Annotated in this window: 17 protein-coding genes; 7 read left to right on the top strand and 10 right to left on the bottom strand. The window is 52.0% G+C overall.

Features of this window, described 5'->3' with window-relative positions:
• Positions 1-61: 61 nt before the first annotated feature.
• The 6 genes from ACX93W_RS00480 to ACX93W_RS00455 form a co-directional block, all read right to left on the bottom strand.
• Positions 62-820 (bottom strand): DeoR/GlpR family DNA-binding transcription regulator, encoded by a 759-nt coding sequence (locus tag ACX93W_RS00480; protein WP_459390365.1) that lies wholly within the window; start codon positions 818-820, stop codon positions 62-64.
• A gap of 96 nt (positions 821-916) precedes the next feature.
• Positions 917-2395, bottom strand: coding sequence for a rhamnulokinase (locus ACX93W_RS00475; RefSeq protein ID WP_459390364.1), 1479 nt, complete (start codon positions 2393-2395; stop codon positions 917-919).
• Complete coding sequence (gene rhaI, locus ACX93W_RS00470; protein ID WP_459390363.1) at positions 2392-3612, bottom strand: L-rhamnose isomerase; 1221 nt, start codon at positions 3610-3612, stop codon at positions 2392-2394. Before rhaI ends, ACX93W_RS00475 begins: the two co-directional genes overlap by 4 nt.
• Before the next feature lie 92 nt (positions 3613-3704).
• Positions 3705-4082, bottom strand: coding sequence for a sensory rhodopsin transducer (locus ACX93W_RS00465; protein ID WP_459390362.1), 378 nt, complete (start codon positions 4080-4082; stop codon positions 3705-3707).
• A gap of 21 nt (positions 4083-4103) precedes the next feature.
• On the bottom strand, positions 4104-6173 hold the full coding sequence (locus ACX93W_RS00460; protein WP_459390361.1) for a bifunctional aldolase/short-chain dehydrogenase: 2070 nt from the start codon (positions 6171-6173) through the stop codon (positions 4104-4106).
• A gap of 194 nt (positions 6174-6367) precedes the next feature.
• A complete protein-coding gene (locus tag ACX93W_RS00455; RefSeq protein ID WP_459390360.1) occupies positions 6368-7276 on the bottom strand; it encodes an ArsR/SmtB family transcription factor in 909 nt (302 codons plus the stop codon).
• Between the two features lie 175 nt (positions 7277-7451).
• On the opposite strand from ACX93W_RS00455, the gene ACX93W_RS00450 reads away from it, so the two are divergent.
• From ACX93W_RS00450 to ACX93W_RS00425, 6 genes are all read left to right on the top strand, one after another.
• Positions 7452-8618 (top strand): iron-containing alcohol dehydrogenase, encoded by a 1167-nt coding sequence (locus ACX93W_RS00450; RefSeq protein ID WP_459390359.1) that lies wholly within the window; start codon positions 7452-7454, stop codon positions 8616-8618.
• Between the two features lie 104 nt (positions 8619-8722).
• Positions 8723-9550 carry an aldo/keto reductase gene (locus tag ACX93W_RS00445; protein WP_459391970.1) on the top strand — a complete coding sequence of 276 codons (828 nt, stop codon included), beginning with the start codon at positions 8723-8725 and terminating at the stop codon, positions 9548-9550.
• 137 nt (positions 9551-9687) lie between these two features.
• Entirely contained in the window at positions 9688-10356 is a 669-nt protein-coding gene (locus ACX93W_RS00440; RefSeq protein WP_459390358.1) for a TetR/AcrR family transcriptional regulator, read from the top strand.
• Positions 10343-11065 carry an oxidoreductase gene (locus ACX93W_RS00435; RefSeq protein ID WP_459390357.1) on the top strand — a complete coding sequence of 241 codons (723 nt, stop codon included), beginning with the start codon at positions 10343-10345 and terminating at the stop codon, positions 11063-11065. Before ACX93W_RS00440 ends, ACX93W_RS00435 begins: the two co-directional genes overlap by 14 nt.
• 112 nt (positions 11066-11177) lie before the next feature.
• A complete protein-coding gene (locus tag ACX93W_RS00430; protein WP_459390356.1) occupies positions 11178-11456 on the top strand; it encodes a hypothetical protein in 279 nt (92 codons plus the stop codon).
• A gap of 252 nt (positions 11457-11708) precedes the next feature.
• Positions 11709-11897 carry a hypothetical protein gene (locus tag ACX93W_RS00425; protein ID WP_459390355.1) on the top strand — a complete coding sequence of 63 codons (189 nt, stop codon included), beginning with the start codon at positions 11709-11711 and terminating at the stop codon, positions 11895-11897.
• Between the two features lie 28 nt (positions 11898-11925).
• Here the strand turns inward: ACX93W_RS00425 and ACX93W_RS00420 are convergent, their stop codons facing one another.
• From ACX93W_RS00420 to ACX93W_RS00410, 3 genes are all read right to left on the bottom strand, one after another.
• Entirely contained in the window at positions 11926-12363 is a 438-nt protein-coding gene (locus ACX93W_RS00420) for an RbsD/FucU family protein (protein ID WP_459390354.1), read from the bottom strand.
• 75 nt (positions 12364-12438) lie between these two features.
• Positions 12439-13092, bottom strand: coding sequence for a class II aldolase/adducin family protein (locus tag ACX93W_RS00415; protein WP_459390353.1), 654 nt, complete (start codon positions 13090-13092; stop codon positions 12439-12441).
• 24 nt (positions 13093-13116) lie between these two features.
• On the bottom strand, positions 13117-14907 hold the full coding sequence (locus ACX93W_RS00410; protein WP_459390352.1) for an L-fucose isomerase: 1791 nt from the start codon (positions 14905-14907) through the stop codon (positions 13117-13119).
• A gap of 127 nt (positions 14908-15034) precedes the next feature.
• Between ACX93W_RS00410 and ACX93W_RS00405 the strand changes: the two genes are divergently transcribed.
• Positions 15035-16054, top strand: a complete 1020-nt coding sequence (locus ACX93W_RS00405; protein ID WP_459390351.1) for a LacI family DNA-binding transcriptional regulator — start codon at positions 15035-15037, stop codon at positions 16052-16054.
• Here ACX93W_RS00405 and ACX93W_RS00400 read toward each other — a convergent pair.
• Positions 15948-16928 carry an AraC family transcriptional regulator gene (locus tag ACX93W_RS00400; protein ID WP_459390350.1) on the bottom strand — a complete coding sequence of 327 codons (981 nt, stop codon included), beginning with the start codon at positions 16926-16928 and terminating at the stop codon, positions 15948-15950. The genes ACX93W_RS00405 and ACX93W_RS00400 overlap by 107 nt on opposite strands.
• Positions 16929-17021 lie beyond the last annotated feature (93 nt).

The following is a 17021-nucleotide window of genomic DNA, read 5'->3' as shown; positions in this document are numbered from 1 at the left end:
TTTTAAAAAAGCGCTGCACTCCTTAAACGAAGCCAGCGCAATTTTATCGTAGAAACTCTCGTTATACTGTTTTTACGGTAATTCCCCGCTGCTCCAGTTCGGCTGCTCCTTCAGATGAAAGACCGGCATCGGTAATGAGCATATGAATGTCGTGAAGATCCGCAACATGCGTAAATGCCTGCACGCCGTATTTGCTGGAGTCCGCGAGCAAAATAACGGAATCCGCCATCCCCACCATTTTGTGCTTGATCCGGGCTTGAAGCTCGTTTGATTCGCTGATTCCCCGTTCCAGATGCAGTCCCTTGCAGGACAGAAACGCTTTATCCACATGGTAGGCGTCCAGCGAACGCTCCGCCAGGGGCCCGACATATGAGAGGCTGCGCGAAGCCAATAGGCCGCCAGTTGAAATGACCTGGATTTTTTCCTTCCCGGCCAGCTCCATCGCCACCTTGATGGAATTGGTAAGAACCGTAATATGCATATCCGGCATGGAAGCCGCCATATACCAAGCCGTGGTGCTGGCGTCCAGCAGAATTCGCTCCTTTGGCGCAATCAGCTTGACTGCCTCCTCCGCGATACGCTTTTTTTCCTCGGCAAAGGTAATTTCCCGCTCAAAATAAGGCGTTTCGGATTGCTGCTCCTTGACGCTAACGGCGCCGCCATGTGAACGGCGCAGCCTGCCGGCCTGCTCCAGCCGATCCAAATCGCGCCGGATGGTCTCCTCCGTCACCTGGCATTGCTCGCTCAGCTCCGTCACACGGATGCTGCCCCTCTCGTTAACCAGCTGCACAATTTTTTCATAACGCTCAGCTACCAGCATACCTTGCCCTCTTTCCAACCGTTTCCGGCATCCGTAGTTTGCGGACAAACCGGGCCGGCGCATGCCATATTGCTCCAGCTGCGCCGATACCGCCTGTTAGCTTGCGGACAATCCCGTTGCAACCAGGTAGCGATGGTAAGCCTCCGCCCAATCGCCATGGCCCTTCGGCTCATACGTCACAATGGGGAAAGACGCTTTTACAATCGACCTGGCTTGCCAAATGTCCTCAATTTGCCCTCTTGCTATCCATTGTACCAGCATATTGCCGATTGCGCTTCCTTCGACAGGACCTGCCCACACCGGCTTGCCTAACGCATCGGATGTCCATTGGCATAAAAGCGTGTTTTGTATGCCGCCGCCAACCATGTTCAGCCCTTGGAACGTTGTCCCTGCCAGTTCCTCCGTCTGCTCCAGCGCATACCGGTATTTGAATGCCAGCCCCTCCAGCACCGCCCTGACGGTTGCGCCAAGAGATGACGGTTCCGCCTGACCGGTTTTGCGGCAATATTCGCCGATCCGCGCCGGCATATCGCCGGGCTGCAGAAACAAATCGTCGTCAACATCCAGGAATACGGCAAAAGGCGTGGCTTCGCCGGCAAGCGCTACCAGCTCCGGAAAGCTGAACGATTTGCCCTGGCGTTCCCATTCCCGCCTGCATTCCTGCAGAATCCACAGTCCCATAATGTTTTTGAGCAGCCGGTAAGTGCCATAAACGCCGCCTTCATTCGTAAAGTTAAGCTCTCTTGAACGGTCTGTAATGACGGGAGCGTCCACTTCGGTGCCGATCAACGACCAGGTTCCGCAGCTCAGGTAGGCAAAACCCGGTCCTTCAGCGGGCACGGCCGCCACAGCGGAACCCGTGTCATGCTCCGCCACGGCGATAACGGGCGTTGGCTCTATGCCCAGCTCTTCGCACAGCGATTCCCTTATCTGCCCAACCTCCGTACCGGGTTGAACAACCGGTGCGAACAGATTCCGCGGAGACCCTACGGCAGCAAGCAATTCATCATCCCAATCTCCCGTGAAGGGATTAAAGGCCTGGCTGGTCGTTGCCAGCGTAAATTCGTTTGCTTTTTGGCCGGTCAAATAATACCGCAGCAAAGCGGGAATCATCAGGAAATGCTTGCCCTCGCGCAGTAGGGGAGACCGCTTTTCCTCCAGTGAAGCGAGTTGATAAAGGGTGTTGATCGGCATCAGCTGAATGCCGGTATTGCCAAACACTTTTTCAACGGTCAACCGTTCCACAACCCGCTCCATCACGTCGTTGCCGCCAGCATCGCGATAATGGCGCGGGTTGCCCAGCAATTCGCCGTTGCCGTCGATCAGCCCGAAATCCACACCCCAGGAATCGATGCCCAAGCTGTCCAGAACATGTCCTTCGGCTTTGGCCTTCCATAATCCCGTCTGGAGTTCATGCAGCAATCGAAGAATATCCCAATAGAGGCCGCTCCCGGCCCGCACAGGATCATTGGAAAAGCGGTGAAGCTCGGATATCTCAATCCGCCCGTTTTCCAAATGGCCGATCATCGCCCTGCCGCTGCTTGCTCCCAAGTCAAACGCCAGGACGGAGCTCACCAGCTTGCACCGCCTTTGCCTCTCGCCAATATGCTGTCGCCGTAACTCCCCGCCAAATACGTCTTCATGGGATCAAGCGGCAGCCCCTGTTCTTCGCGCACGGCATGGAGAAGCGGAGCAACGTCAAATTCAAAGGCGCTGCGTACGGCATGTTCGGCTCCAAGCACATCATTGCGCGATGCGGCATCGTTCACTTCATCATGGTTGATCAGAAGCGACTTGGCATATTGCGTTTGCACATTCAATACAGAACGAAGCATCGCCGGAATCTTTTGCTCGATATTGTGGGACTGGTCGATCATGTAAGCGATATGGTTTACACTGTTCGCCACCTCTACGCCACCATCCTTGGCAGCGCTCAAAATCTGATAAAAGATGAGGAACAACTCGTACGGATTGACGGAGCCTACGATCAGATCATCGTCCGCGTATTTCCGGCTGTTGAAATGGAAGCCGCCCAGCCGCTTTTCATCGATCAGGTAAGCGACGATGTGCTCGATATTGGCGCCCGGCAAATGATGTCCGGTATCCACCAGCACCTCTGCCTGCGGGCCCAGCTTTTGTGCCAGGTTAAATGCCATGCCCCAATCCGCCAGATCGGTATGATAAAAAGCCGGCTCAAAACATTTGTATTCGATCAACAGGCGCATATCGGGATTTAGCGCCTTGTACATTTCCTCCAGCGCCTCCTGCATCCAGCGCTTGCGGTTGCGGATATGTCCCTGGCCGGGATAGTTGGTGCCATCGGCAAACCAGAGGCTCAAATCCCGGGAACCTGTCTCCTTTGCGATATCGACGCATTCCAGCAGATGATCGGTTGCTTTTCGCCGAATGGAGGCATCCGCATTGGTTACGCTGCCAAGCATATATTCATCTTCCTGAAACAAATTGGGATTTACAGCGCCAATGGAAAGCCCAAGGCTTTCGGCATGAGTGCGCAGTTTGCCATAATCCTCCGTTTTGTCCCAAGGAATATGAATAGCCACAGACGGAGCAAGTCCCGTCAGGCGATGGACCTGGGCAGCATCCTGGAATTTTTCGAAGGGATCCCTTGGCACGCCTTCCTTCTGAAACACCTTGAAGCGAGTGCCGGAATCGCCGTAACCCCAGGAAGGGGTCTCAATGCGCAGCGCTTTCAATTTAGCCTTTGCCTCTTCCAGATTAATGCCTCTTGCGCTCTGCTGTTCTTCAAACAGCGCATACGCGCGATCATTCATGACCAAAACATCCTCTCATTCTGATGTATGATGACATGGGCCGTGCAGGCCGTGCAGCCAGATGTTGTCCAGGCTGATCGCGGCTCAGGCCATTATTGTTTTTTCAACGGGTAAGCCATCGTCGACATTAAGGCATTTTCCGCCTGGGTGGAATCCAGGCGGCTGTATTGCACTACTACGGGAATGTCGCTTCTCAGCTCAATGGCATAGGGCACGCCAACTAGAATGCCTTCGCCGTTTTTCTGAAGACCAGATGTCCGGATATGCTTCGTTCTTCGCGCTCCGACAACCTGAACGATATCTTCAAGCGGCTCCCGGTCTTCGTAATAAATCGTGATTGAAATCAAAGCTTCCTCGGAAGAGGTATTCAGCACGCAAATAGATTCATGGCTGACAAGACTGCCGGTGCTATCCGGCGGAATATAACCGTCGGGAATAATCCAATGCTTCTCGCCTATGGCTCGGTACATGCTCGATCTCCTTTCGGCACGTTATCTTGTAAAGGCGGCCGGAACGCCTCCGTCGATCGTCAGCATGCAGCCGGTCGTTTTGGCCGATCTGGACGATGCAAAAAAAGCGATGCCTTCCGCAATGTCTTTGGGATAAATATTAACTAATAGAGTAGTCCGTTTGCGATAATATTCCTCCAGTTGATCCGGCTCAATGCCGTAGGCCGCCGCGCGTTCATTGCGCCAGCTGCCGTTCCAGATCGCAGAGCCTTGCAGGATCGCATCGGGCAGCACGGTATTGACGCGAATGCCAAACTCTCCGCCTTCCGCCGCTATGCAGCGGGCCAAATGGGCTTCAAGGGCTTTGGCGGAGCTGTAGGCCGTTGCGTTTTTGCCGGCGTAAACCGAATTTTTGGAGCCGATGAAAACCATATTGCCGCCGATTCCTTGTGTTTTCATTAGCTTGAAGGCTTCTCTGGCCACCAGGAAATAACCCGTGCCCAGCACGTTCATGTTCAGGTTCCATTCCTTCAGCGACGTTTCGTCAAAGGGGCTGGATGTCGCCAAACCCGCATTGTTGACCAAAATGTCGACTCCTCCGTAAAATACGGCCGTTGCATCGTAAGCAGCCCGTACCTGCTCTTCACTCGTTACGTCCATCCCGACGGCAATCGCGCGGTTTTCGCCGAATTTGGCATTGATTTCGGCCGCTACCTTCTGCGCGCCCTCCAGATTCAAATCGGCAAGCACGACATGTGCTCCTTCCGATACGAGACGGCGCGCCGTCTCGCTTCCGATGCCGCCCGCGCCGCCGGTAATGAGCGCTACTTTGCGGGAAAATTCCGCTTCCGCCGGAGCCAGAGACAGCTTATACAGCTCCAATGGCCAATATTCAACATTGTAGGATTCATTTTCGCTAAGGGAAACAAAGCTTCCAAGCGCTGTTGCGCCGCGCATGACGGCAATCGCACGGTGGTACAATGCGCCGCTTACTTGGGACATGGCCCAGCTTTTTCCGGTGTTGATCATGCCTACCCCGGGAATCAGGATGACACGAGGCGCCGCTTCGAACTGCACGTCGCCTTCATGACTGTTGCGTTTGAAATATTGTCTGTAACGTTCCTTGTATGCCGAAACTTCTTCGGCAAGCTTGGCTTTGAGTCCTTCTGCGTCATTGGCATCGGGCGTCCAGTCCACGAACAGGGGCACTACTTTGGTATGCACCAAATGGTCGGGACACGCCGCGCCTACCTGCGACAGCTCCGCAGAGTCTCTTCCTCCGACAAAAGCCAATACGTCATCGGCGTCGTCAAAAGACAGAATCATCGTTGTTTCGTCGCTAACGGCTCCTCGCACGGTTGGCATAACCGCGGCCGCAAGCGCTTTCCGCACATCGGACGGAAGCGGTGCAAACTTAACGCCGCCAAACAGCTCTTCTTCCCTTACGCGAGCTTCGATAAAGGCTTCCGCTTCATTAATAATTTTGATCGTTTGGTCATAACAAGCCTCGGAGGTTTCGCCCCAAGTGACAAGCCCATGCTTTTCCATCAGCACCAATTCCGCATTGGGATTAGCCAACACGCCTTCGGCAATCATCTTGGACAGAGTAAAGCCGGGACGAACATAAGGCACCCATACAAACCGGTTGCCGAATATCTCTTCCGCCAGCTGCCTTCCGTTGTCCGCGCAGCACAAGCTGATAATGGCGTCGGGGTGGGTGTGGTCCACATGTTTAAAAGGCAAAAAGGCATGCAGCAGCGTTTCTATAGAAGCGCGCGGATGTTTAGCATCGATCATGCAGTTTGCCAAATAGGCCACCATTTCTTCGTCAGGCATTTCGGAACGTTGAAACAGCGGAGCGATGTCCTCCAGGCGTAGACCCGTGAAGTTGCCCGCTTTCATCGTTGCCAGATCGGAGCCGCTGCCTTTCACATACATCACTTCGACGTCGCGGCCGCGAAAATCCTTTATGACCGTTTTGCTGGAGGTGTTGCCTCCGCCAAAATTGCAGACGCGGCGATCCTCGCCAATAATGTTGGAGCGGTATACCAATTCGTCAAGACCGCTTTCCAGCTCGGCCGCCTTTTCCTTGTTCCACAAGCTTTGTACCATGGATTTACCTCCGAATGATTGTTTTAATGTGATTTAAACCCATGATATCATCTTTGTTTATTTTTGAATATATTTATTTTTGTTTGAAACAAAAATAGAGAAGCGCGATGGCATCTCTATTTGGGGCGAAGTTATGGTATTTTACAATAGCGATGCCGGATATTACCGGATAAGCCAACAGGATGTAATTTGCCTCATGGCAGGCAGCGAAGAATAACGTCGATATCCTGGTTGTAATTGCCGAAGCCGCTGCCGAACAGGGTAACGCCGCCGCAATTTTTGGCTGTTGCGCTGCAGGAAATGCGGAACAATATTTCTTTTCCATAAATGAAATGAAGATCGTCAATTGTTGTTCCGGATACCCGAACTCCGTCAATAAAGGAACCTTCTCGGTTGACCCGGATTGTTTTGATGAATCCATGATGTATGTTTTTGTACCACCACTCCGGCGTATATTTGCCCCGGTTTCCGCCGAAACCGCCGGGATAGGTCCAAATGCCGATAGGGGCGTCATTGATGGCAAACGTAATATCCGAAGGGAGATGATTAACTGCGCATGGCGTTTCGGAACATATTTCCATCGAGATTTCAAGCGATTCCGGCTGCTCGTTGTTGATCATATAATTTGGAATCCGGTATTCCACATAACCGGAACCAAACCAAAGCGCTTTGGCCATCACATGTTCAGGATCCGCAAAATACCGAGGATCGTCGCACATGCCGATCATGCTGGTTGCCGACGCCATGCCGCAGGTCGGCTTGACCTCGTAGGACGAATAATGCCCGATGGGAATAGAAAACGCATATTTTTTCCGGTTGTCGCTGACGGGAACTCCTTTAAAATGCAGCGTCGCTTGTTCAAGCTGAAGATAACACAGCTTCTGCATCCCTCTTTTGCCCGCGATGTTTTCGGAACGAATAATGCCCGCTTCCTGAAGTTTTTGTATATGTCGGGTCACGATGGGAGATTTTATATCCAGCGCTTCGGACAAGCTTTTAATATTCATAGGCCCGGAACCAAGAAGCTCGATAATTTTGACCCGGGTTGGTGATGAGAAACACTCAAGGAATTGCATATTTTCAAGATTAACTTGGATATCCATGGTAACGCCCCTTCTATAGCTCCATCTCTATTTCAGCTCATTATATAACTTAAAAGTTAACCTTTCAACCCTCTCTTAAACTTGACACTGTCCATTATATTCACTAAAATGAAGCCGAATACATAACTGCCAAGCAATTTGATTACCCCAAAAGTTAATTATAGGAGGAGCGCACATGAACAACTTTCAGTTTCAGAATCCCACACGCATCATTTTCGGAAAAGGCACCTCGGACAGCATTGGGGAATGGACGGCCAAATACGGCAAAACCGTTCTGCTCGTATACGGCGGCGGCAGCATCAAAAGCAGCGGCTTGTACGATCGCGCCTTGACGCAATTGCAAGCAGCCGGTGTCAACGTTCACGAGTTGGCCGGCATTGAGCCCAACCCACGTCTGACTACCGTTAACAAAGGCATTGAAATCTGCCGCTCCGAAGGCGTCGACTTTATACTTGCCATTGGCGGCGGTAGCGTTATCGACGCATCCAAAGCGATTGCCGCAGGCGTTCCTTATGAGGGAGATGTCTGGGACTTCTTCACCAATAAAGCCCGAATCGAAGCCGCTTTGCCTATTGGCACCGTGCTGACCCTTGCGGCGACCGGCTCTGAAATGAACGGCAATACGGTTGTATCCAACTGGGAGGAAAAGCTGAAGCGAGGCGCGGGAAGCCCTCTCCTATATCCTGTCTTCTCCATTCTGGATCCCGTATTGACCTATAGCGTTCCTCGCAATCAGACGGTGTACGGCTCGGTCGACATTATGTCCCATGTGTTCGAGCAATATTTCAGCTTGACCACCGACACTCCGCTTCAGGAGCGGCTCTGCGAATCCATTCTGCAAACCGTCATCGAAAATGTGGAGCTTGCGCTGGAAAATCCGGAGCATTACGAAGCCAGGGCCAACCTGATGTGGTGCGGCACGATGGCGCTTAACGGCGGCTTGATCAGCGTTGGCGTCAGAAACGACTGGGCATCGCATGGCATTGAGCACGAAATTAGCGCGATCTACGATATTCCGCATGGCGGCGGTTTGGCAGTTGTATTCCCGAACTGGATGAAATACGTTTACCAGGAGCGAATCGACCGTTTTGTGCAATATGCGGAGCGCGTATGGGGCATCAAGGCGGAGGGCAAAAGTCACGAAGAAGTTGCGCTCGCCGGCATCCAAGCAACGCATGAATTTTTTAAACGCATCGGCTCGGAAACCCGCCTTGCCGATTTCGGCATTGGGTCCGATCAGTTGGATCGCATGGCCGAGGAAGCCGTACGCTACGGCCCTATCGGTTCCTTTAAAGTATTAGGCAAGGACGATGTTCGGTCTATTTTGGAACTGGCTATTTAGTACCATGCTTAACGCGGCGTATCGCCGCCCGCAATATCAATGATTGTGCAACGTCATATCAGGGTAATGGTTAATGGACACGACCTAACAAGGAGGATACGATGATGGCAAACGCATTAACGGAAAGCACTGTACTGAGCAACGGGGTGAAAATGCCTTGGTTGGGCCTTGGCGTATTTAAAGTAACGGAGGAAGGCCTGGCGGAAAAAACGGTTAAAGCCGCAATCGACGCCGGCTACCGCCATATTGATACGGCGGCGGCTTATGGCAACGAAGAAGGCGTTGGCGCCGGGGTCAAAAACAGCGGCGTTCCTCGCGATGAGCTGTTTATTACCACAAAGGTATGGAATTCGGATCAGGGATATGAAACTTCCCTTGCCGCATTTGAAAAAAGCCTTTCCAAACTGGACATGGACTATGTCGATCTGCTGCTGGTTCATTGGCCGGTCAAAGGCAAATACAAGGAGACCTGGCGCGCTCTGGAGGAAATCTATAAAAGCGGCAAAGCCAGAGCTGTAGGCGTCAGCAATTTTCAAATCCATCATTTGCAGGATTTGGCCGAAGGCAGCGACTTGGTGCCAATGGTGAACCAGGTGGAATATCATCCGCTGCTGTCGCAGGTTGAACTGCTTGCTTATTGCAGAGCCAACGGCATTCAATTAACGGCTTGGAGCCCATTGATGCAGGGCAATCTCGATATTCCTCTTCTGGCTGAAATCGGGAACAAATACGGCAAAACGCCGGCTCAAGTCATTTTGCGCTGGGATCTGCAAAACGGCGTTATCACAATTCCTAAATCCGTAACTCCATCGCGCATTGCCGAAAACGCCGATATTTTCGACTTCGAGCTGTCCCGCGAAGATATGGAACAATTGTCCTCCCTCAATCAGAATCGGCGTTTTGGATCAGACCCCGACAATTTTAATTTCTAATACGATTAGGCATCTCAAAAAACGCACGCGGCGGAGCTTGACTCTGCCCCGTGTGTTTTTGTTTCCCTCCAGAAGCGTTGACCTTTTGACTCCCCGGCGATTCGATGATACTTTTATTTAGAATGGAGGAGATCCGATTGGCCAAACGCGCGATGACCGATGAAGCAAAAGCACTGAAAGCTGCCGCAATCCTTGATCAGGCAGCAGAGATGTTTGCCACTTCTCAATACGATACGATTAAAATGTCCGATATCGCCAATGAAATGGGCATGTCAAAGGGCATTTTGTTCGTTTATTTTAAAACAAAAGAATCGCTATTTTTCCATCTCCTGTGCAGGGAATATGAAAAAAGACTAGAACGTCTTATGGAGATGATTTCGGAAAAACCGGTAAAAAATTTTGAGGATTTTAAACATTTAATTATAGATGAGCTGATCGAGCTTGTTGATCATAACCCGCTGTATATCCGTTTGGAAGGCATGCGCTCCACAGTGTTGGAGCATAACGTCGATCCCGAAATCATGTTAAAGCTGAAGACCGACTTGTACCATGGAATGATGAACATGACGAATTTAATTACGGCTAACGGCATCTTAGAAGCATCGGATGTTATGGACGTCTTTCAGGCTCAAGCCTCCATTATTATCGGATGCCATCTATCAACCAGCATGCCTCCGGCGCTTGTAGAAATTGTGGAAAAGAACGCTCTGGAAGGATTCAAACGCGATTTCAGGCAAGACGTCATCCGGACAATGAGCAATTATTTGGAGGGATACCATAAGGAGACTATTTATGGAAAACAATAAAATGAAGGCTCTCGAATTAACCGCGGTTGTGGCGGGGGCAACGGGACTTGTCGGAAAAGACCTCGTCCACCTCCTGCTGAATCATCACGCATACAGCCGGGTTATTGTTCTTGTCCGGCGGGGACTCGGCATCGCTCATCCCAAGCTGGAGGAGAGGCATATCTCTTTTGACCGTCTGGCGGAGGAGCTTGACGGTGATCTTCTATATGGCGCCGATGTCTTTTGCGCGCTTGGCACTACGATCAAGCAGGCCGGCAGCAAGGAAGCTTTCCGGCGCGTTGACTATACGTACCCGCTTGAATTAGGACGCGCAGCCCAACGGTTTGGCGCTTCCCGCTTCATTATCGTAACGGCAATGGGGGCCTCCGCAGCCTCCAAAATTTTCTATAATCGCGTCAAAGGTGAAGCCGAACGCGACTTGACCGCTCTTGGATTGCCGCGGCTTGTCATTTTGCGCCCTTCCCTGCTGCTCGGCAATCGGACAGAAAGCAGGCCGGGAGAACGAGCGGCCATACTGCTGTCGCGCCCGCTTGGCGCTTTGATGATTGGACCGCTTGCCCGATACAAAGCTATTGAAAGCAGCGATGTTGCACTGGCGATGGTTAAGGCGGCACGCATGGCGGGGCCTTCTTTGCAGATACTGGAGTCCAATGCCATAGCTGATCTTGCGGCTTCTCCGGAACAGGAGCCGAACTCTACAACAAAATAACCCCTGCTCGCTTTTGACATAACGGGGATACCAAAAAGGCTGATGCAACATCATCAGCTTTTTTTTATTTTCCTATAATCCCAAAATGAGTGATTACTAAAAAATCGGTTATATGGCACAATCGGATGCGCTGATTCTCGACGAACCCACCGCAGGCATAGATCCCTCGCTGAGGCTGATGATCTGGAATGAGCTATATCGGCTCTGCCAAGGCGGAATCACGATTTTGCTGACCACGCACGTAATGGATGTAGTCGACAAATGCCATCGGCTAGTCATGATTTCAGATGGCCGGCTTATCGCAACGGGCACACCGGAGGAACTTAAACAATCCGCGCAAAAAGCTACGATGGAAGAAACCTTTCTTTTTTACGGAGGTGCAGGCAAATGAGGATAATATCGCTTTTTATTCGTATTACGAGGTAATTTCTGCATGACAAAAGAACTCTTGCCCTTCTTATTTTGGCGCCAATGTTGGTGTTGACCCTGCTTTTTCTCGTTTTTAACGGAGAAGACTACACGCCCAAAATCGGCACGGCCGGTCTGCCAGCCCCGTTGAACAACAGCTTGCCGGAGGACATGCCAGCTTGACGTCATTTACTACTGTGCAGGACGCCGAGGAGGCGCTGGCAGCGAATTTCAGTTGATGCAGTTTATTCCGCTCGTTATTGTGCCGTCGGAGCAAAACGAAAAATGGCTGATGGAGCTAATGACGCTTGCGGGCCCCATCGCCGTCAAAATGGCCGCGCCTTTCCTGATGCGCGAATTCCTTGACATAATTATGGATGGATTATCTCCGCTTCCGAGAGAGGAACAGCCCCGCTCATCGTAACATGAGAGGGGCTGTCCGTTTATCATGATTATTGCGCGGCGGTAATGACGCCTTTTTTGATAATCAGGTTGGCATAAAGCGCACTTTCGCCGGTTGCCACGATGGCATAAGCGGATTTGGCTCGCTCGTAAAAGGCAAACCGCTCAACTTCCTCGAACGGGTCCTCAAGCCCTGCATATTCCTTAATGATTTCGCCATAAACGTTCCAGATTGGCGTTTCCACAGGATCGCCTGGCACAACCGCCATTAACGCCGCAGGTTTAACCTCGTATTGGTCCAACGGAAAAAGCCCCAATATGGCGTCCAGCAGCTCCGGAATGTCATGACCGTCACACCGAATCAGCCGTTGCGCATGGCTGGCGGCCGGAAAATTCCCATCCGCAAGAACCAGCTCATCTCCATGCCCCATTTCCATTAACACCTTCAGCAGCTCGGGCGAAATCAGCTTGGGAATTCCTTTTAGCATGTCCCGACCCCTCCTTTATCCATTTCTAGACAAGCAGTTAACACCCTAAGACTAACTCAGAAAACAGTGTCATGTCTATTTCATTTTTTGCAGCAATTGAATGCGGTAGGCTTCGCTTTCCAGCGAGGCAACCTCCCGGAATTCATCATCGGTCAACACTTTAGGTTCCTTGATTGCTTTTGCAATCAAATAGATTTTGGCGCTTTCCTCCACCACTTCAGTCCGATAATAAGCTTCTCTCAAGTTGCGGCCGGAGGTTACAAGTCCATGGTTGCCCAGCAATACCGAGCTGGCCTGATTCACCACCTCGACATAAGCAAATGCAAGCTTGTCGGTAGTTGGCAGCACATAAGGCACATACAATGTTTTGCCAACAAGCGCCGCCTGATCCGGAAACATGACGGGCAATTTCGTCTCCACCAGCGTAAACGCGATGCAATACGGCGGATGCGTATGGACGATAGCGTTAATATCGGGATTGGCGCGATAAGCGTAAAGATGCATCAGCACTTCAGACGACGGCCTAAGCCCAATGTCCGTAATCTCTCCCGTTTCGATATCGACTTCGACCCATTGCTCCGGCTGAATTTCATCCAGCGCAAAACCGCTGGGCGACAGATACATTTTGCCGTTTTCCCGGGCGCTTATATTGCCACCCGGTCCAACCACCAGCTTGCCAGCGACCGTTTTGCGGGCATATTTGCATAATTCTTCTCTAATGCTGCTCATTTCTCTCCTGCCTCCATCCATTGCTTATTTATACAACGGGCCAAAATTGCCGCATGCCCGGTAGTCCGCTCCTTCGGAATGCGCAGTGCCGAACAGTCCCCATGCCCGGGGACGGAAAATCCTCTCCTGCGGCACATTATGCATATTGACCGGGATTCGCAGCATGGAGGCCAACGTAATGAGATCGGCTCCGATATGGCCATAGCTGATGGAACCGTGATTGGCTCCCCAATTATCCATGACGTCGTACACGGTGCGGAACGCGCCTTCACCCGTCAGCAGTGGCGCAAACCAGGTTGTCGGCCAGGTGGAGTCGGTTCTTTTGTCCAGCGCATCGTGGACATCCTGCGGCAATTCAACGGAATAACCTTCCGCTATTTGGAGGACCGGTCCAATGCCCTTCACCAGATTGAGGCGGGACATGGTCATCGGCATGCCTCCGCGAGTCAAATAATCGGTGGAGTAACCGCCGCCACGGAAATATTCAACCGATGCGGGCCGCCAGGCGGTAGCCTCCAGACATTTCCGCGCTTCCTCCTCTTGAATTTCCCAAAATGGCTTCATCGCCGGCTGTCCGTCTCTGGACTGCTCGCCCGTGCCGTCCAGCGTGGCCGAACCGGAATTGATCAAATGCAGCAATCCCCCTGAGGCTGCGCCTTCCAGCTTATGACCGGTTACCCGCTGTACGGATTCCGGACTCCAATAGGTGCGGACATCGGCAAAAATTTGCGCTGTGTTGGTCAGCAGCTGGCCAAACAGCATAACGGCTCCGTTTAAGCTGTCATTTTCCGTAGCGACCGTAAAGGGCGCGCGAATGCCATTCCAGTCGAAGGAGGAATTAAGGATGGTTTCCAGAAAATCTCCATTTGGAAAATGGTCCGTCCATTGGCGCTGTCCCTGAAATCCCGCGGCAATCGCGTAATGGCCCATTGCTTCTTCGCCAAAGCCAAGCTCCCCAAGACGAGGATTGCCAATCATCAGGTCGCGCGCGATTTGCGTCATTTTGACAACAGTTTCCCAATCACGGTCCTTCTGTTCTCTCGAGGTTCGAAGATGATCTGGATTGTTGTCCGGGCCTTCCTTGCAGTTGGCCTTGACCCATGACAACGCTTTCTTGAACTCTTCGACGTCATAGATTTCTTCATTCATTCTCCGCACAAATTCCGTCATATCGATGTATTCCGTGCGCATGCCCAGATACTCCTGGAAAAATGCGTCATTCACGATTGATCCCGCTATTCCCATGGAGACAGAACCCATGGACAAATACGATTTGCCGCGCATATAGGCCACAGCAAGACCTGCGCGCGCAAAGGCAAGCAGCTTTTCCCTGACATCCTGAGGCACTTCCGTTTCGCCGGAGTCCTGCACATGCTCCCCGTATATGCCAAAGGCGGGAAGCCCTTTTTGCGCATACCCGGACAACACCGCAGCCAAATAAACCGCGCCGGGACGTTCCGTACCGTTAAACCCCCAAACGGCTTTTGGGATGGCAGGGTCCATGTCCATCGTTTCCGTACCGTAACACCAACACGGCGTTACCGTTATCGATACCCCTACGCCAGCTTTGGCAAATTTTTCTCCACAGGCCGCGGCTTCCGCCACGCCTCCGATGGTGGTGTCGGCAATGACACATTCGACAGGTTCGCCGTTAGGATACCGCAGCTCGCTCGACAACAGCGCAGCTGTCGCCTTTGCCATGTTCATCGTTTGCTCTTCCAACGACTCCCTTACCCCTTTGCGACGGCCGTCGATCGTAGGTCTTATGCCTATTTTAGGGAAACCGCCTTGAAACCTAAAATCCGTATTTGCCATGGTATAACCTCCAAATCAGGATTAAAAATGTTATCGATAACCCTAAATTATCAGGATTGCCCGTTGCTGTCAACGCTTTCTTTTTTGTATGATAGAGGGCAGGAAAGAGACATGAGGAGCGTATTTTATGGTTACGATATATGACATCGCGGCCCGTGCCAACGTTTCGGCCATGACCGTATCCAGGGTTATCAATAACACCGGAAAAATTAGCGAAAAAACAAAAGCCCGAGTCAAACGCGTGATGGAGGAAATGAATTATGTTCCGAATCAAACGGCAAGAAGCCTCGTGCTGCAGCAAACGAAGCTGTTGTTTTTGCTCATTACGGATATTACCAATCCGTTTTATACAACTCTTGCCCGGGGCGCCGAGGACGCTGCAAAAAAATACGGATACCGTTTGCTTTTTGGCAACAGCGATGAAGATCTGGAGAAGGAAAGAGATTACATCAACACGATTCTGGCGACTCGGGTAGACGGTGTTTTGCTTGCCCCGGCGGGCGACCCCTCCCTGCCTCACCTGGAATTGCTGAAGCGCCACAATGTGCCGTTTGTTCTGCTCGACCGGGAGGTGCCCGGCGTTGATAGCGATATTGTGCTCGGCGACAGCAAGGAAGGCGCGCGCCGCCTCGTGGAGCATCTGGCCGATTGCGGGCATTCAGCCATTGCCATGATTAACGGCTCTTCCTCGATCTCAAGCGCGAGGCTTCGCCTTCAAGGTTATAGGGAAGGTCTGAAGCTGAGAGAGCTGCCTCTACGCAACGATTATGTATACGAAACCAGCTTTGGCGCGGGCGGCGATTCATCGGCTATGGGAGCTTGGCTGGACGGATTAACCCCCAAGCCATCTGCCATTTTGACAGGCAATAATGTACTGGCGCTTGAGGTGATGAGGCTGCTTCATAGCCGGGGTCTAAAGGTGCCGGAGGATATTTCGCTTGTCTGCATAGACGACCTTGGCCCCTCTTCCGAGGTTGAGCCGTTTATGACGGTCGCCGCCCAGCAAGCCTACCAGTTCGGCTATATGGGGATGGGGATGCTTATGGAGCGGATTCAGGACCGGGAGGGCCAGCTTCCATGGCGGAAGATTGTGCTTCCGGCTGATCTGCTTCTTCGCCGCTCGGTCGGGCATCCCCCGCTCGCTTGAACTCGGTAGGCGTAACGCCGCTCCATTTGCGGAACTGCTTGGTGAAAAAGAGAGGATCATTAAAGCCGACCGATGCTGCCGTCTGGGCGACGGTCAATCCGTTCATAAGCAGCGTCTCGGCTTTTTTCATCCGCACCTTGTACAAATATTGCATGGGGGACAGACCCGTCGTCTCCTTAAAAAGCTTGGTCAAATGGGCGCGATGATAACCAAGCGCTTTGGCGATTTCGTTTACCGAGGTATGCTGTCCGTATTGATAAGACAACATGGAAATGGCCTGCTGCAATCCCGGAAAAGCTCGAGAATGCAGCTCGCCCGCTTCCTCTTTGATACCTTCTCTCTTCCCAAACGGGGGTTCTCCGTCGGCCGCGGAAATCGCAAGCTGCCCCAGCTTAAACAGCATAATCCTTAACCATCCGGAGGCTTCTACGCTGCGGAGCCCCGCGCTTCCTCCTTCCGGTTGCTCCAGGCTGACCCGCAGCTTGCGGAACAGTTCCTCCATTTCGGCCAGATCGCAGCCTCGGACTATTCCGGCATCCGGAGCAAATCCGATGCGGCTTAACATATCATCACTCGCTCCGCCAGAAAAGGCTACCCACATATACGACCAGGGATGCTGCTTATCCGCTTCATACCGGACGAGCACCTCAGGAAAAATGACAAAACAGTCCCCCGCCTTCAACCGATGTCTTTCGCCCAATGTCTCAAACACCCCGCCGCCGTCCAGCACAATATGAATAAGGTAGTAGTCATGAACCGCAGGTCCAATGGCATGCCCGCCTCGAGGCTCACCCTCTCCGCAAAACAACACGGACATTTCATCGCGGAAAGGCGATGGATTAACGGCAATGGAAATTCTGTGGTGGTCGCTCATAAATCCATCTCCTTATTGAAATATTCCCTCCCTCTTATTCTAGACCGAAAGACGACATTTATCCATATAGTGCTGCTTTCTTTCCATATGAAA

This window comes from Paenibacillus sp. CAU 1782 (assembly GCF_054551715.1).
The sequence above is the reverse complement of the archived record's forward strand: the minus strand, read 5'-3'. Positions and strand labels throughout refer to the sequence as shown.

What these genes read in the sequence shown, in the direction of transcription:
- ACX93W_RS00480 (WP_459390365.1), bottom strand. Translation starts at nt 820, where the DNA reads ATGCTGGTAGCTGAGCGTTATGAAAAAATTGTGCAGCTGGTTAACGAG.
- rhaI (WP_459390363.1), bottom strand. Translation starts at nt 3,612, where the DNA reads ATGAATGATCGCGCGTATGCGCTGTTTGAAGAACAGCAGAGCGCAAGA.
- ACX93W_RS00465 (WP_459390362.1), bottom strand. Translation starts at nt 4,082, where the DNA reads ATGTACCGAGCCATAGGCGAGAAGCATTGGATTATTCCCGACGGTTAT.
- ACX93W_RS00460 (WP_459390361.1), bottom strand. Translation starts at nt 6,173, where the DNA reads ATGGTACAAAGCTTGTGGAACAAGGAAAAGGCGGCCGAGCTGGAAAGC.
- ACX93W_RS00455 (WP_459390360.1), bottom strand. Translation starts at nt 7,276, where the DNA reads ATGGATATCCAAGTTAATCTTGAAAATATGCAATTCCTTGAGTGTTTC.
- ACX93W_RS00450 (WP_459390359.1), top strand. Translation starts at nt 7,452, where the DNA reads ATGAACAACTTTCAGTTTCAGAATCCCACACGCATCATTTTCGGAAAA.
- ACX93W_RS00445 (WP_459391970.1), top strand. Translation starts at nt 8,723, where the DNA reads ATGGCAAACGCATTAACGGAAAGCACTGTACTGAGCAACGGGGTGAAA.
- ACX93W_RS00435 (WP_459390357.1), top strand. Translation starts at nt 10,343, where the DNA reads ATGGAAAACAATAAAATGAAGGCTCTCGAATTAACCGCGGTTGTGGCG.
- ACX93W_RS00430 (WP_459390356.1), top strand. Translation starts at nt 11,178, where the DNA reads ATGGCACAATCGGATGCGCTGATTCTCGACGAACCCACCGCAGGCATA.
- ACX93W_RS00420 (WP_459390354.1), bottom strand. Translation starts at nt 12,363, where the DNA reads ATGCTAAAAGGAATTCCCAAGCTGATTTCGCCCGAGCTGCTGAAGGTG.
- ACX93W_RS00415 (WP_459390353.1), bottom strand. Translation starts at nt 13,092, where the DNA reads ATGAGCAGCATTAGAGAAGAATTATGCAAATATGCCCGCAAAACGGTC.
- ACX93W_RS00410 (WP_459390352.1), bottom strand. Translation starts at nt 14,907, where the DNA reads ATGGCAAATACGGATTTTAGGTTTCAAGGCGGTTTCCCTAAAATAGGC.
- ACX93W_RS00405 (WP_459390351.1), top strand. Translation starts at nt 15,035, where the DNA reads ATGGTTACGATATATGACATCGCGGCCCGTGCCAACGTTTCGGCCATG.
- ACX93W_RS00400 (WP_459390350.1), bottom strand. Translation starts at nt 16,928, where the DNA reads ATGAGCGACCACCACAGAATTTCCATTGCCGTTAATCCATCGCCTTTC.